This window comes from Pseudarthrobacter woesei (genome assembly GCF_055412745.1).
In genome coordinates, this window is sequence record NZ_JBVAYU010000007.1 from 1 (window position 1) to 15,330 (window position 15,330).

Annotated in this window: 10 protein-coding genes and 1 pseudogene; 4 read left to right on the forward strand and 7 right to left on the reverse strand. The window is 61.8% G+C overall.

Annotation, left to right across the window (positions count from 1 at the left end; genetic code table 11):
• Positions 1–627, reverse strand: a pseudogene (locus tag ACZYZE_RS11325) (transposase); the annotation flags it as partial.
• Between the two features lie 786 nt (positions 628–1,413).
• On the opposite strand from ACZYZE_RS11325, the gene ACZYZE_RS11330 reads away from it, so the two are divergent.
• A complete protein-coding gene (locus tag ACZYZE_RS11330) occupies positions 1,414–1,770 on the forward strand; it encodes a helicase associated domain-containing protein (protein WP_463907749.1) in 357 nt (118 codons plus the stop codon).
• 259 nt (positions 1,771–2,029) lie between these two features.
• Here ACZYZE_RS11330 and ACZYZE_RS11335 read toward each other — a convergent pair whose 3' ends face one another.
• Positions 2,030–2,731 carry a DUF6308 family protein gene (locus tag ACZYZE_RS11335; protein ID WP_463907751.1) on the reverse strand — a complete coding sequence of 234 codons (702 nt, stop codon included), beginning with the start codon at positions 2,729–2,731 and terminating at the stop codon, positions 2,030–2,032.
• Between the two features lie 254 nt (positions 2,732–2,985).
• On the opposite strand from ACZYZE_RS11335, the gene ACZYZE_RS11340 reads away from it, so the two are divergent.
• From ACZYZE_RS11340 to ACZYZE_RS11350, 3 genes are all read left to right on the forward strand, one after another.
• Positions 2,986–5,772 (forward strand): DNA methyltransferase, encoded by a 2,787-nt coding sequence (locus tag ACZYZE_RS11340; RefSeq protein ID WP_463907753.1) that lies wholly within the window; start codon positions 2,986–2,988, stop codon positions 5,770–5,772.
• 411 nt (positions 5,773–6,183) lie between these two features.
• Complete coding sequence (locus tag ACZYZE_RS11345; RefSeq protein ID WP_463907756.1) at positions 6,184–7,356, forward strand: hypothetical protein; 1,173 nt, start codon at positions 6,184–6,186, stop codon at positions 7,354–7,356.
• A gap of 114 nt (positions 7,357–7,470) precedes the next feature.
• Positions 7,471–8,121, forward strand: coding sequence for a tyrosine-type recombinase/integrase (locus tag ACZYZE_RS11350; protein WP_463907758.1), 651 nt, complete (start codon positions 7,471–7,473; stop codon positions 8,119–8,121).
• A 67-nt stretch (positions 8,122–8,188) separates the two neighbouring features.
• Here the strand turns inward: ACZYZE_RS11350 and ACZYZE_RS11355 are convergent, their stop codons facing one another.
• The 5 genes from ACZYZE_RS11355 to ACZYZE_RS11375 form a co-directional block, all read right to left on the reverse strand.
• On the reverse strand, positions 8,189–10,597 hold the full coding sequence (locus ACZYZE_RS11355) for an AAA family ATPase (protein WP_463907760.1): 2,409 nt from the start codon (positions 10,595–10,597) through the stop codon (positions 8,189–8,191).
• A 626-nt stretch (positions 10,598–11,223) separates the two neighbouring features.
• The gene (locus ACZYZE_RS11360) at positions 11,224–11,736 is read right to left on the reverse strand and encodes a single-stranded DNA-binding protein (protein WP_463907762.1); all 513 of its coding nucleotides are present in this window, start codon (positions 11,734–11,736) and stop codon (positions 11,224–11,226) included.
• Between the two features lie 62 nt (positions 11,737–11,798).
• Positions 11,799–12,878: an ArdC-like ssDNA-binding domain-containing protein gene (locus ACZYZE_RS11365; protein ID WP_463907764.1), complete on the reverse strand. Its 1,080-nt coding sequence runs from the start codon at positions 12,876–12,878 to the stop codon at positions 11,799–11,801.
• A 168-nt stretch (positions 12,879–13,046) separates the two neighbouring features.
• Positions 13,047–13,556 carry a hypothetical protein gene (locus tag ACZYZE_RS11370; RefSeq protein ID WP_463907766.1) on the reverse strand — a complete coding sequence of 170 codons (510 nt, stop codon included), beginning with the start codon at positions 13,554–13,556 and terminating at the stop codon, positions 13,047–13,049.
• On the reverse strand, positions 13,540–15,321 hold the full coding sequence (locus ACZYZE_RS11375; protein ID WP_463907768.1) for a type IV secretory system conjugative DNA transfer family protein: 1,782 nt from the start codon (positions 15,319–15,321) through the stop codon (positions 13,540–13,542). Before ACZYZE_RS11375 ends, ACZYZE_RS11370 begins: the two co-directional genes overlap by 17 nt.
• Positions 15,322–15,330 lie beyond the last annotated feature (9 nt).

Here is a 15,330-nt window from a genome sequence, read left to right on the forward strand (position 1 = left end):
GTTTCTGCTCCCCGGCTCCGGGCCCGGTGCGGCGCTTCTTCCGCGCCTTGGGTTTGCAGGTCAGCCCTTCGTCGCGCCAGAGCCGGCGCACCCGCTTCCTGTTCAGTGCCACGCCGTCCCACTCGGGATGTGCCAGCAGGTGCCAGCGGGCTTTCCGCCAGCCCCAAGCGGGGTGCTTCACGGCGACGGCGCGCAGGGCTGCGCGGAGCTGCATTTCCTCGAAGCCCATGTCGGGTTTCTTCTTGCGGAACGCGGACCGGTTCTGGCCCAGGACCGCGCAGGCGAAGCGTTCGGATGCCCCGAACTTCTCCACCGCCATGCGCACGGCACGGCGGCGGGGTTCGGGGCTCAGAATTTTCCCTTGGCCACCTCATTGAGGATGTCGATGGCCAGTTCCTTCTCCGCCAGCAGGCGCTTGAGGCGGGCGTTTTCCTTCTCCAGCTCCTTCGTCCGTTTGGACGCCTCGGCGTTCTTCTCGGACCCGTACTGGTTCAGCCATCGGTACCAGGTCGCCTCGGTGACCTGAAGCTCCTTGATGACCTCGACCATCGGGCGTCCGTCGTTGAGCATCTTCTGGCCCTGCCGGACTTTGGCGATGACCTGCTCGGGGGTGTGTCTGCGTGCCATGATTCGTGAATTTCCTCCTGTGTCCATTCTCGGACACGAAACTCACACAGACACTGGACTTCTACCTGGGGACCCAACCACGGGGCTTCGCAGGGTCGAAACCGCAGTCACACCGAGTTATACGAAGTTCTAGCGTGTTATACGAAAATTCCTATAACCCCCTAGAACTTCCTATACCTTTCCGGGTGCCAGGTCCGAACGGCGCTTGTGGAGCCGACGGCTACCGCTGTCTTGATGTGCCACCCGGACGACCGAGCACTCGCGACTGCTCAATAGCGTGCCCCCAACTGGCAGGTGGACGCCCACGCCCGGGCCGGCTTGAACGGAATCTCCGCAGGCCATCTTTTATGCAGCTTTATATTCTTATATAGGCCCATGCGAAGCCTTGACGACTCGTGACAAGCATCGCCTCCAGGCCTTGTCAGGCGATGTTCGCACACGCATCTATCGGGGCATCGTTTCGAGCCGGCACTGTGGCAGGATGTCTCCCATCATGGACAAGCGACTGCGGCGCGCCCCTGACGCAGAGTGGGTGTTGATGTACCGACTCGGGCTGAGCCGGAATAGCATTGCTGACCTCGTTGGCGCCGAGCCCGCCACTGTCGGCTACCACCTCGTCATCGCACGCCGCCGGGATCCGGAGCTCGGGGCAGCACATCTGGCTGCCGCCGCCACCGGACGCAGCCCCTCCCTTGCGTCCCTTGCCCGCATGGATGAGATCATCGCCTGGATTTCGGCCGAGCACCGGTTCCCCGCGACCGCTCCGAAGACAAGGGGGAACAGTCGATGGCTAGGTGGCTCTCGGACCGACGCCGCGAAGCAGCCGGAGGCACCCTTCACCCGGCCTACCGTGACAGCCTGGCAGGGATGTCCGGGTGGGCCGAGAACCCCAGGGCAGCGGCCGACGACGCCCGGTGGCATGCCCGTCTCGCCCAGCTCGCCGACTTCCGCGCCGGAGGTAACGACTGGCCACGCCACCGAAATTACGCCTCAGACCTGGAACATACCCTCGGAGTGTGGGTCCATGCCCAGCGGCAGAAGCGCCGCCGCGGGGAACTCGACCCGGCGAAGATCAATCTGCTGGACGACACCGTTCCCGGCTGGCAGACCGGCCGGACCCGCGGGCGGCCACCCAGGCGATAAACGCGGCACTCCGCCCGGCAGACTCTCACGTCCGGCGTAGGCGGTTTTGGTGGTCCGGCCGCGGTGTTTCTGGAAGGTGGAGACGTAGGCCTTGGTGACGAGCTCGAGAGTATCCATGAGGATGGTTCCTCGTTCTATTGGGCAGTCGATAGTGCTTGCAGGAGTCGTGTGCACGGCGGAACATGCCGCGCTCTGCGTTTAGACCAAAAAGCCCCGATAAAGTGCAAAATGGCACCTTATCGAGGCTGATGCCGAAGATTTACTCAGGCGTCGCGGTGTTCGACCCCCGACTGCCCTTATAGCCGAGGTCGCGTCCGTGCAGCCAGAGAACGGCGTCCATGATTCGGAGTTCAGAGAGTTCTTGGGTGACCTCGGATAGCTCATGAATGCGTCGGAGACGCTCCGGCAGGGGCGCGCCGGGCTGGAGGAGGGTGTGCCAGTCGAGCCACTGGTTCCGGGAGCTGCGTCTGGCAATGAGTTGGCCGATGACGACATCCCAGATAGGGATGAGATGCGGCCGCTTTCGGTGCAGAATCTTACTCGCTGTCGTTGGGCCGACGCCCCAGCGGCGTGCGTCGTCGGCGCGGAGAACGCCCCATAGGGTCTGCGCGGGGGAACCCTTACCGAAGCGCGTCTGTGCTTGCTCGGGAGTGAGGTCGCTCATGTGGAGGTCGGTGGGGATCCGGGAGAGCAGGTCGGTGATTTGCTCCGCTACTGCGGGTTCTCGGAAACCGACGGCCGCCTTGGCCGGGACCGTGACGGACAGCATGGACACCGCAATGAGGTCGCTGTCGGTAATCCTGTCCCTGTCCTTTGCGGAGTCGCCACCGCCCGCCCAGCTGTCAAATGAACTGCCCGTGGAAAGCAGGCCGGTCTTCGGATCCCTCACAAGGTAGTAGCGGTTGAGGAGTTTCGCAGCTGTGCTGACGTTGTCTTCGGACAGGATTTCTGGCAGATCCAAGGGGCCCCTATGGCTTCGATGCGGACAGAACTTGTGTTGTGTCGAACTCTAGGCCAGTTGATCCGATCTAGTCGTTCCCACCCGCCGCAATATCCACAGACTGTCGCGTAACCTGACCGTCCCGTGGGGAGTCCCACAAAGGATGTCCCGCTGTCTGCACGGCAATGTCCCGCCACAGCTGAAACATTCATGGCGTTAACCACGGATGCACGGACTGAGGCAGGTAACGTAGGCGTGTGAAAAGGTCGCTGTCTATGAACGAGATCCGCACTCGAGCTGCGAGGTTCACCCGTGAGTGGCAGGAGGAGCCTGGCGATGAGCGGCAGCAGGCGCAGTCGTTCCTTCGGGATCTGCTCGGTGTGTACGGAATAACCCAGACCCGCGCCGCATTCTACGAGAAGCGTGTCAAGCGTTCCTCCACCGGCTCCCGCGGTTACATCGACGCACTCATTCCCGGTGTAGCGCTGATCGAGATGAAGTCAGCGGGAAAAGATCTCATCGCTGCTGAGCAGCAGGCTCTCGACTATATCGATGACCTGCCCGACCCGGAGGTTCCTAGATGGGTGCTCACAAGCGACTTCCACAGGTTTCGGCTGCTGGACTTGCGGTCAGAAGTTGACACGGATCCGGTGGAATTCTCTATAAGCCAGCTGCGGGACAACGCAGAGAAGCTGGCGTTCCTGGCGGGGTATGGTGAGCGTACTTTCGGATCGAAGGCGCAGGAGGCCGCGTCGATCAAGGCCGCGAAACTGATGGCGTCGTTGTACGAAGCCCTCGAGGGCTCCGGGTACGACGACCACGAGGCGTCGGTGTTCCTTGTGCGCACGCTATTCGCGCTATACGCCGACGACGCTGGCATGTGGGAGCGCGACCTGTTTCTCGAGTTCTTGGAAACCCGCACCGCGCAGGACGGTTCGGATCTAGGCCCACAACTGTCGCTGCTCTATCAGGTCATGGGCCGCGACCCCTCGCGCCGACAGTCGAACCTGGATGAGCTGATCGCCCGGTTCCCCTACGTTAATGGCGGCGTCTTCGAGGAGCCCCTGTCTATTCCGTCATTCGATGGGGAGATGCGACGACGTCTAGTCAATGCGGCCATGTTCAACTGGTCCACGATCTCCCCCGCTATCTTCGGCAGCCTGTTCCAAGCAGTCAAGGACAAGACTGCGAGGCGCGAACTCGGCGAGCACTACACGACCGAGACGAACATCATGAAGGTCATCGGACCGATGTTTCTCGACGGACTCCGGCAGCGTTTCATTGATGGATTCCACGATGCTCGGGCATTGAAGAAGCTGCGCAGCGATATGAGCGATATGCGGTTTCTTGATCCGGCATGCGGGTGTGGCAACTTCCTCGTAGTCGGTTACCGCCACATGCGCGCACTCGATCTGGAAGTGCTCCAGCGGATTCAGAAACTCACCAAGGAGACGGCGACCACGATGTTCTTCACCGAGGAACATCTCGCCGTGAGGCTCTCCAGCTTCCACGGCATCGAACTGGAAGAGTGGCCGGCGCAGATCGCTGCGACTGCGTTGCACCTGGTGGAGCACCAGGCCAACCAAGCAATGGAACTGGCACTCGGCGCCGCACCCGACCCGCTGCCGCTCGACAAAGTACGCAGCATCCACATCGGCAACGCACTACGCACGGACTGGGCCGAGGTCGTCGAGCCCAGCGAGCACATGTACATCATGGGCAACCCGCCCTTCCTCGGACACGCGACCCGCTCACTCGAGCAGGCACAGGAGCTACGGGACGTCTGGGGGAGGGACGACATCGGCCGACTCGACTACGTAACCGGCTGGTATGCAAAGTCTGTTGAACTTATGAGCCGCCCTGGGTACTCAGGCGAATTCGCTTTCGTATCGACGAATTCGATCGCTCAGGGCGAGCCGGTACCAGCATTGTTCGGCCCGCTGTTCGCGGCCGGATGGCGGGTGAAGTTCGCCCATCGCACCTTCGCGTGGACCAGCGAAGCTCCCGGTGCCGCCGCCGTGCACTGTTCGGTGATCGGGTTTGACCGCGTAGCGAGGAGACGGGCACGGCTGTTCGAGTACGAAGGCAATCTCCGAGGGGAACCTATAGAGATCCCAGTGGTCGACCAGATCAACGGCTATCTGGTCGACGGGCCAAACGTTCTTATTGAGCAGCGGCGCGCTCCCTTAGCAAAAGCGCTCCCACCGATGGTTTTCGGCAACATGGCCCGCGACGACGGCAACCTGCTCATCGAGCCTGACGACTACGATCACGTCGCTGCCGACCCACTCGCCGCCAAGTACATCCGGCCATTCGTTGGTGCTCGTCAGCTGATCCATAACGAGCCACGTTGGTGTCTCTGGCTGGTGGATCTCGACCCGCACGACATCACACGATCGCCGGTCCTCCGGCAACGGCTTGAGTCCGTTCGCCGGTTCCGCGCAGAGTCCAAAGCTGAATCCACCAGGCAGATGTCTGAAACCCCACACCTGTTCGGGCAACGTTCCCAGCCCGACACTCCGTACGTTTGCGTGCCTCGTCACGTCAGTGAAACGCGGCGGTTCTTCCCGACCGCGCTCTTCGGCCCCGATGTCATCTGCGGTGACGCGAACTTCAAAGCCGATGACCCCGATGGCGTCGCGTTTGCTGTGATTTCCTCTTCCGCGTTCATCGCATGGCAGCGGGCTGTCGGCGGCCGCATCAAGTCGGACCTGCGCTTCTCAAACACGTTGACGTGGAACACGTTCCCTCTGCCGGAACTCACCCACGACCAGCGAACCGCGATCATCATGGGCGGCCGGGCCGTGCTGGACGCGCGAGCGCTCCAGCCGCAGAGGTCCCTCGCGGACCACTACAACCCACTCGCGATGGCCCCCGAGTTACTGCGAGCACACCGCGAGCTTGACGCTGCTGTCGATAAGGCCTTTGGGTTGCGCAGCCCCGTCACCGAGAACCAGCGGCTACGTGCGCTGTTCTCCAGCTACTCAAAGCTCACCACTGAAGGACAGCTTCGCCTGCCGGCAAAGCCGGCGCGTCGGCAAACAGTCCGAAGCGCAGTATGAGCGAGGAGCTCGTCCAGTGGCTGCACCCGCAGGGGCCTGTAGACGGAAAGCCACCCAGGACGGCGGCGAGGCGAACCAAGTGCGGGCGAGTAAGACTGACCCGAGACGAAGACCTGGGGGCACACAGACCGAGATGGTCACGTCTCGGTCAAGGAACCCTCCTCCGTCCGACCACCACCGTACCGTTCACTTCTCCTGCAAGCAGGCGTGCACAATCTTCGCGTTCTTCGAGAGCACGTTCCAGCACTGCGGCCGCCGCCGTTCCATCCGATGCCTCCAGCCTCCTGATTAGGGCAACAATCTTCCGGCACGATTACGACGCTTTTTCAGCCATTCCCGCGTCGGGCAATCGGACCGCGGCGGGATCACAGTGAGTACAGCGTGCACGAACTCAGGGGAAGAGGGAACCTAATGGCGTACGAAACGTCGGTCCATGCGCAAGATTCGAGCGTCGGCAGAGTCAGCGTGGTGCTCGAGGCTCTCGCGGACGCCTCAGAACGTGCTGGCGCTTACGACTACGTCGACGTTGCGGTGGCGTATGCCTCGGACGAGGGTGTCCGCCTACTGGATGACAAGTTGTCCAGCGGAACTTGGGCTGCGTCGCGCAAGCGGTTCCTCGTGAGCATTGACTTTGGCTTCACCCAGCCAAGTGCGCTCGTACGCCTCAGCCAACTCGATAACGCGGATGTACGCATCCCGAATGGACGCGCGGTGCTGGCGTCACCGACGCTGCGGCCCCCATCCGCGTTCCACGCGAAGACATTCGCCTTCCGCACAAACGAGTGGCTCAACATCGCAAACGAGTGGCAGGACATTAGGCCTCTTGGCCTAAAGGCGCTAATCGTAGGATCGGCCAACCTCACCGCTAGCGCACTCTCCACCGGGGCCGAGGTCGTTACGAAGCAGGTGTGGACGGGTCTCGCAGCGACTGAAGAATGGCACCACCTGAAGCTCGCTGAGCCCCTTCTGGACTGGTTCGACGACACATGGGAAAACGCAGACCCACTGCCGGACGTGCTTCAGGAGTATCAGTCGCGCTACCGCTCACAGCCCGGGCCTCCGCAGCCGCAAGAGGAAACGACCCCTGCGACCCGCAGCTACCTCGCCTCCCTAGACGAACATGTAATCAGCGGGACACTGCCCGTGCAGCTCGCTGCCGCAAAGTCGCTGTGGGTGGACGGATCTTCCATCATCCACAATCGTCAACCTCGTCCAGGGAACCAGTTGAACACAACCCGTGGAACAAGGGTTTTCTTCGGGTTCGGCTCGGAAAACGTCCCCAGGGACACGACGCTGGGTTATGTCAATATCCGAGTCGGCAACTATCCGTACGTCGAACGCTCAGTGCGGTTCGCCAATAACAGCATGGACATCATCGGCCTACCGATCCCCGAGCAGAACGGTCTAGAAAGCTACGAAGGCTCGTTCTTGGTCTTCTCTCGCGACATGCTCTCGAGCACCGGACGTAGCCAGTTCACCCTTACCGTGACCGACGCAGAAGGACTTGCTGGCCTGAAAAAGGCTGCCTCAAACAGCGTCGAGCTCTCAATGCACTCCGGAAGAGGATACGGGTTGCTCTTCTAACCGAAGACACGCTGATGACCTTCCGGACTTTCCGACCTGAATTGCTAGGGAAACCAACGTATTCTCCTATAAAGAGTCGCGTTGTATGCTCCTCAGTCAAGGAGAGTCAGAAACGTGGCCGAAAAGTCTTGGGTCGATTTTGCCCAGTTCATCTTGAACCTTTTTCTAGCAATAGTCACCGTCGCCTTGTTTATCCAAGGAACGAGAGACAGGCGACGGACAGCTGAGGACCGCAGACGCGAACAAGCGTCCAAGATCACCGTCCACCGGTTGGACCGAACGGAGCAAACGAGGCCAAGTTCCACTGTGGCATATCCAAAATTCCTCGATGCCGCGGTCAGGGCTGCTTGCCAGGGCAAAGGCCAGGAAGACCGCCTTTGGAACTCGGAGGAGAGCGGCTACCTTCGACCCGGCAATGCGGCTTCAGGATGGTTCGCCGGGGCGGTCAAGCGCGCCCAGATAGCCGACAAAACCTTCCGGCGAGTGACGCCCCACGACCTGCGGCACACAGCTGCATCGCTCGCGATCAGCGCTGGGGCAAACGTGAAAGTCGTGCAGCGGATGCTTGGTCATAAGTCGGCCAAGGTCACTTTGGATACCTACGCCGTATTGTTCCCCGATGACCTGGACAGCGTCGTCGACGCCCTCGAACGACATCGCCATGAGCAACTACGAGACAAGCAGATCCTTGACGTTTCCGATGATCGTCTACCCCAGGCCGCGGGAGTCTCCTCGGCGCACGGTAATCGATCCCTCGCAGGGTGAGGGGCAGGGGACCGGTCAAATTCCGTCGGTGTTGATCTCAGCTACTGCCCGGCGGGCAGGGGTTGCCCTACGCCGCCACGTCTCTGGCGAAGACTGAGCCTGCTTCCAATAGTGACTCGCCACCGCAGGATCGGACCATCATGTCGAAGTGCGCGCTGTGTCCCTGCTGCTCAAAGAACAGCTGAAGGAGCTTTAGGAAATTTTTGGCGTCCCCGATGTAGTGAGACTGAGCAAAATCATCGATGATCGTGTGTGATCCCGAGTTTGCCCAGGTCATGAACATTGACATTAGCCGCTTGTCCGCGACGGAGAGTGGTTGCTGTCGCCCGTGACTTTGCGTCGAACCCACCGTCTTGAAATAGCCTTCGATGATTCGTCTGACGATGTTGAACACACCGACTTGCGCGATCGGCGAGTCCTCATCGCCGCCGGCGATATCGACTACCGACTGCCAGAGCAGCTCATAACTGCCGCGGATCTTGCTGCGCAGGCCGTCGTCCTGAACTGATGTGATCTTGTCGAAGCCCTTCCTCAGTCGATAGTGACGGCGGTCGCCGGTCTTTGCAGCGTCCGTCGCGTACGCCGCTTCGTGGTGGAACTGGGTGTTGTGCGTCAGCACGATGAGTTGCTCGATGTTCGTCTGTCCGTCGATGACCTGCTTGGCGATGTCGCGAATGTAGGCTGCGACGATGAAGAGAGTGTCGCTATCGAGGCTGGAGATTGGATCGTCGATGACCGCAATGACGGGCTCGGCAGTGCCACCTGACTCGGCGCTTCCAGTCAAGGACTCCACAAAGTAGGCGAAGCAGATGAAGGACTTCTCGCCTTCGGATAGTGAATCGAACGCCGGCGAGCCATCGTCGCGTATGATCCGGTAGCCACCCGCGACTGCGTCTGTGATTGCGAGATGGAACCGGTGGAACCCCAGCGCCTCAAGAAGCTTGTTAATGCGCTCGGCGACTTCTGAGGTATTCGAGATCGAGTTGCGGAGCTCTTCGATCTCTTCCGCGCTGGCTTTATCGGTTTGGCGGCTTGCATCGATTTTGGAACGCAGTTCTTCAATCTCCAACTGCTTTTTGGCGCTGATTCCGTTGTACCGCTTCAAATGTTTCGATGTTTCTCCACGCGTGAGAAACAGGGTCCAACCGTCGTTGACCAGCTTTTGCAATTCCACGGTCGAGTGATCGACCAGTTCATTGTGTCGAGTGACGTCCGCGTTCACATCCTCGATCAATTCGTCCAAATGACTGATTAGCGGTGCGATGTCGGTGACGTCGACTCGATTTGTGGGATGACGGAGTTTGTGACCCACCTTAGCCAGGACGAGTTCGGCTGCGGTTTGAATAGCGTCTATGGCCTCAATCAAGCGCTGTGCGTCGATCGAAGCGTCAGCCTCGATGGCGGCTTTGAGGCTGGCGAGGTCCGCGTGGAGGGTCGCTGAGCGCAACTCCACCTGTGCTTTGATGCTCTTTGCGAGTGAGAGCGCTTCGTCGTAACCTGCCGCGAAGTACGCAGTAAGCCTGGCCCCAAATCCTTCTGGGAGGTCTTCCTGGCAGAACGGGCATTTGTTATTCGTGTTCCCGAGATGCTGGCGTCCTTGACTAACCCAGTCCCCGTTCGCGAGGTGCTGTATTAGAGCGGCGAGGTCCCCGGTTCCCGTCGTGACGTCATCCACGCGGAGTTGCGCGATCCGCTCCTCAGAGAGGAGGGAGTTCACAGAGGTGCCGTGTATCGGGGAGCGGTGATGAAGCTCGCCGGTCAGCGTAGCGTGGCGAGCCTCGAGCGTGTCCCACGTCAGATTGTTCTCGACAACCAACTCGGGCTTATATCGAGATTGGGCTTCCTTGAACAACTTATCCCTACTTCCCCTGAAGCCCTTGAAGACGGTCTCTCGGACTGCCTCGGGCACGTCCTTGTGTCTCTCGAAGACGGCACGGCTGGCGGCAAGAAGTTCAGTCTCAATCTCGCCGAGCAATCCACTCACTGGAAGGCGATCATCGTCAGAGCCGATTCTCTTAATCCACTCATCTCGATCGGCACGGCGAGCGACACGCTCCTGATCCAAGAGGGTGATTTTGGAATGCGCGTCCCCCGACTCTGGACCAATTGTGAAGATGCCTTCGACGTGCTCGTTGAGAACCGTTGACCGGTAGGCCTCGTTGAACACGCGAATGGACGTCGCAGTTGCCGCCACCGGCCAGTGCAAACGTGAATCTGGATCGCGCGGCTGCCGGGACAGCGCGTTCGAGATCGTCGTCTTGCCTGAGCCGTTGGGCGCGTGAATGAAGTTGACCTTGGCAAGGTTGGCGAGCACCATCGGACTGCTGCCAAAGCAGTACTCCGCAGTAACCTTAATTTCGGTCAGGCTCATTTTTTCCCCCGTTGTATTTCCAGCCAGCTCGTCGTCGACATGCACTTCCCGCCGTGGCCGTGTTCTCGCCGAAGTCGAGTCAGCGCGATAGCGACCGGTTGCCATGCCCGGCCTGCTTCGCGGTAAATGGGTTCTAGCGAGAGTGCCTAATTATTCTAGGTGCCCTTGTATCTTTGACCCGACAATGCCGCGTATCGGAAAGGATTAATTCTGGCTGCTCGCCGTAGGGGCCGCACGACCCTACCCAGAATGTCGTGCTCGACCAGAATATGCATCCTGTGGACGCGTCAGGAGCGCCCAGAATTTGGTCAGGACCACTTCCTAGCCGGCAAGAAACAAATCAGTCTGCCGGCTGCCGTATGTACAAAGGCTCTCGCTTCGCCGAGGCCTGCGTCGCATGGATAACTTGGGCAGAGATCCACGCCGTCGTGATGCGACAAAAAGGAGCCTTGTCGGGGCTCCCCTCGAGCATCCTGTCATCCCCGCACCGCGTCGCTGACGATGTGGCCCGAGCCATTGGCTGGCACTCCAGCGATGCGAGCTTCTGACTACATCCGGTGAGTGTTTTGGACAGTCACAGTGACCGGCGGCTGAGCCGGCACAGAACACCGGGGGAACCCGCTCTGAATCTCATGGCATCAAGCACGATCGCGTACTTCTACTCCGAGGAAATGTCGTTCACACGCGTCAGCTATTACCTCGTCCCGTCACTCAGGCTGACGGACCCCGTTTCAGAAACTCATCTCAGTCCCTACCGCTTTCCCGAAAGGGGGCACCACCACCGGACTCTTGGAGGTCAAGTTGTATGCCGGCGGACCAGGCTCTGCCGCAATGGGCGCCTCGGGACCCACGTGAACCTGAGCGGACGTCCCAACGTCTGCCATGTGCGAGGAACGCTGGTACACCGCGGTGCCGAAACGGAGATCCGGTCCGATGGTATCGGCGACGATGCGCCGGGCTTCGCGGCGTTCGCCGTCTTTCTCGTAAATGCGGAATTCCAGCTCCCCCGCGACACTGACCGGGTCGCCCTTCTTCAGCGACGTCGCCGCGTTTTCCGCCAAGGCGCGGAAGGCGGAGACATTGTGGAAGACGGGTTCTCCGTCGCGCCAAGTGCCGTCTGCCCCCTGGATTCGCTGGTTGACGGCGACACGAAGCTTAGCGTGGGCCACGCCGCTTTCACCGATACTCAGTTCGGGATCGGCGACGAGATTGCCCGCGATGCTAACCGGGATCTTGGTGCTCATTGATCTTGTCCTTTCAGTTGCCGGCGGGACTCTCCCGCCGGACAGATTTGGTACAGCCGTCGTTACGGCCCGGCCATTACTGGCCCGTCCACAGACCGCACGGGCCGTTCCGGGCCCATGTAGGACGCTGCGGGGTTCACGCGAGGATCCGCGTCAACTGCGGAGATCTTGCCGCCGAATCCCGGCGGATGGGTGATTTCGAGAATTCCCTTGCTGGCAGCGGTGACGCGGCCCAATACTGACTTGGCGATGTCCGCGCGGGACCTTGCTAGCTTGCTGCCGGGGTCATGGGCCATCGCTTCGTTCTCTGCCTCAATGACGGCGTCGGCCCATCCGGCCAGGTAGGTGGCGGATTGCGGTCCGCGGTCAATCCCGTGGGCCCTGAGTACCGTGTAGGCGACGGATTCAGCCTCGACTTCAGCCAGCCCCCGGTGGTCCGCGCTGCTGCCGTAGAGCCGGCCGGTCTCGTCGTCCGGACCGTGGAGCAGCACATGCCCCAGCTCGTGGGCAAGGACGGCTGTGCGCTCTTCCGGACCCAGCCAGGCGCCGACCTGGACCCGGTGTCCGGCGAAGTCCGTAAAGCCACTTGTCAGCCCATACTGGGCGTCCGTCAAATCGACGTCGAAATCGTGGCTGGCGGCGGCAGCAGCAAGGGATCGCCATAGCTCACCCGCATCCACGCCAGCGGCGGCACCGCGGGGCACCAACAGCGGTGTCCCCTGCGTCTGCGAGACGTCAAAGACTGCCTGCCCACGCCAACCGGTGATGACGGTTTTCGTTCCATCGTCGACGGCGCCGCGCGGCAACTGATCCCCCGACGCGACGCGCCGCCGGGTACCGTCAGGAAGTGTCACGTACTGGACTCGGGCCGTGCGGGGCGCGATAACCCAGAGTGCATGCTCACCCCGCGACACGGTGCGGCCGTGGCGAGCCCATTCCCTGTAACCGGCCACTAGGGTGGGTTCTTCGGTGCCGCGCTGGGACATCTGCATCATGAGCAGGGCCACGTTGCCGCCCGAGTAACGCCACAATGTTGCCGAGGCGTCCAGCAGCACCTGCCAATGCGACGGAGATTCAACAGCCTTTTCCAGGATCCTGTGGAGACCATCCGTTAACGCAGCGATGCGTTCTTCAGGTGTCATGCGCGAATTGCTCGGATCGCTAGCGTTGAACGCGGCATCTGCTGCCACATCGATGGATGCATCTTCAGCTTCAGGGCCCACGACAGCCGCCTCCATGCTTCTAGGGTTCCCGCCGGGACTACCCTGCGGATACCCATTCATGTCCTGAGAGACACGAACAGCATGACTTCAGAACTCGTCACCGACCTGGTGGGAAGCCGACTGCCACTCAACGAAGCCCGGCGCGTCCAACCGAAGGATTCTCAACGCGGGCTCTTTGTGCGCTTGCAGGCCTACACAGCCGGCCGTCCGGGTATGGGTCCGCAGGCGCTCGATGGCGTGTGGCAGCCGCTCGTGAAAGGCGAGCGGCCCGAAACCGGGGTCGTCGCTGGCGTAGGAGGCCAGTTCCGCCCGGTGCAGCGCGTAGAGCTCGGCAACGATCTCGGTGTGGCGCCACCAGCAATCCGGAACCACCGACGTCGTCAGCTGATACGTGGCGACCAGCCATCTGACCCACACCGCAAGGTCGCCCCAGACGGTGCCGGCCTGCGCCGCCGTCATTTCCCGCCAACGGTACGTCACGCCGGTGACCCTCCCGGGCGGCCGGAATGCGGATCGGAAAAGCTCGGCCGTCAGGTCATCGTCCTCTCCTCCTGCTGAGGGGATCTCAAAGCGTTCGGTGTCATCCTGGCTCGCCATCGCTCACCTCCACGCTTGTTTGCTGACGCAGACGGTGCCCGTCCGCCAGTGCTTGTTCAAGCTCCAGCTTCGACCGGCCAAGTTCGGCCGCGTCCTTGCGCTTGTGCCACTCGCGCAGGTCCAACAGAATGGGGCGGGTTCGCCGCCCCAGCATGAGGGCCGTGCCGGTCGGCAGACGCCGGATCTCATGCAGCGCCAGGACCGGGCTCTCCCTGATCTGCTCGCCGTCCTGGCGGCCCTGCGCGGACCAGGAACGGGTATTCAGGATCAGGCTCCTCTCCCCCAGCAACCCGGCGAGCGAACGAAGGTCACGCTCGTCAGAGCCGCCGCCGAAGATCACCTTGATGATGGCCGAATCCCAGATGGTTGCGGCCTCATCGATAGACCAGCCTGTCCGCGCCTGGGATAGGGACTGCAGGACCACTAGAGTGGAAATCCCGATCCCGCCCCCGTCAGAGAGGGCGATGGGCAGGCCCGGCCACGGTGCCAGGTTCGCAATCTCGTCCAGGATGAGGGACAGCGGGGGATCCAGCCTGCCACCAGGGGCGATGAAGGCCATCTCGCGGGCAGCATTGTCGATGTCGTCGATCAAGGCCGAAAGGTACGGACCAGCCGCGGCGGCTCCAGCGCGGGTCCCGATCAGGTAGAGGGTCCCGCAGTCACGGATGAATGTTTTGGGGTCAAATTCCTCGGATTCGTCCAAGGGGTCCAAGGCGGCCAGTACTTTCGGCGATGACAGCGGCGCCACAGCGGCCGAGACACCGATCCAGGAGTTGGAGGTGTTCCTGGGGTCATCCTCAAGGATGCCCATGAGATCGGCCTGCCATCCCAGCGCTGCTTGCGGCCGGCTGAGTACCTCCAACGCCTCACGCGCCAGGACAGGGCTCGAGGACCAGCGGCGGAACGCGCGGACGCCTTCCCCGGACAGTGCCGCAGCGTGCAGGAGGCATTGCAGGATAATCAGCGAGCGCTTTTGCCAGGCCGCGTTTTCGCCTTTCATCTCGGTGTCCGCAGTAATGACGAGGGCCCGGCGTGTGGCGATGTCCGGGTCCTCGCAGCCGCGGACGGGAGACCAGCGAAGCGTTGAAGGCAGCCCGGACATGCCCTGCGGATCGAACACTGTTACCGGTCTGCTCCCCGTGGCGCGAGCCTTCATGGTCACCACCAGGTTGTCGGCGCGGGTGGACGTGGTGACCACGGCGCCCGGCGCGTCGAGGATCGCATTGATGACCACGTAGAGGCCCTTGCCGGATCGGGGCGCGCCTTGGATGACCATGGATTCCTCGGTGGAGACGTGGATCGTGACGCCGCGGGATCGGCCCAGCGTCCAGGCCACGTCCTCGATCCGGGGTTTGGCCAAGCCCGGCCGCGTGAATTTTCCTCGCCTTCGGACGGCTCTGGCTCCGAAGTCGTGGAGGATCTCGGAGCGCCGGGCGATACCCTCGCGGTTCAGGATGTCCTGGCGCAGCCACGCACTCGATTGCTTCCACCTCCGCCATGCCAGGACGGACCCGACGGCGAGCGCCGCCACCAGCAGAAGCACCGGGCCGACCACCCACCAGACGGCGCCGGCGCCGACGTCGCATCCCTCTGGTTGACCAACAATCCAATCAGTCCGGCCGAGGAGGAGCCCGACGGCGGCAGCCGGGTTGAAGGGCGACGGCGGACTGCCGCCGCAACGCCAGAGCATCTGGAGATGTGCTGCGCTCTGGACGAGGACGCACAGGGCAACGTAGCCGGCTGTTGCGATAAGCCCGGCCGTCACGAGTGGAGT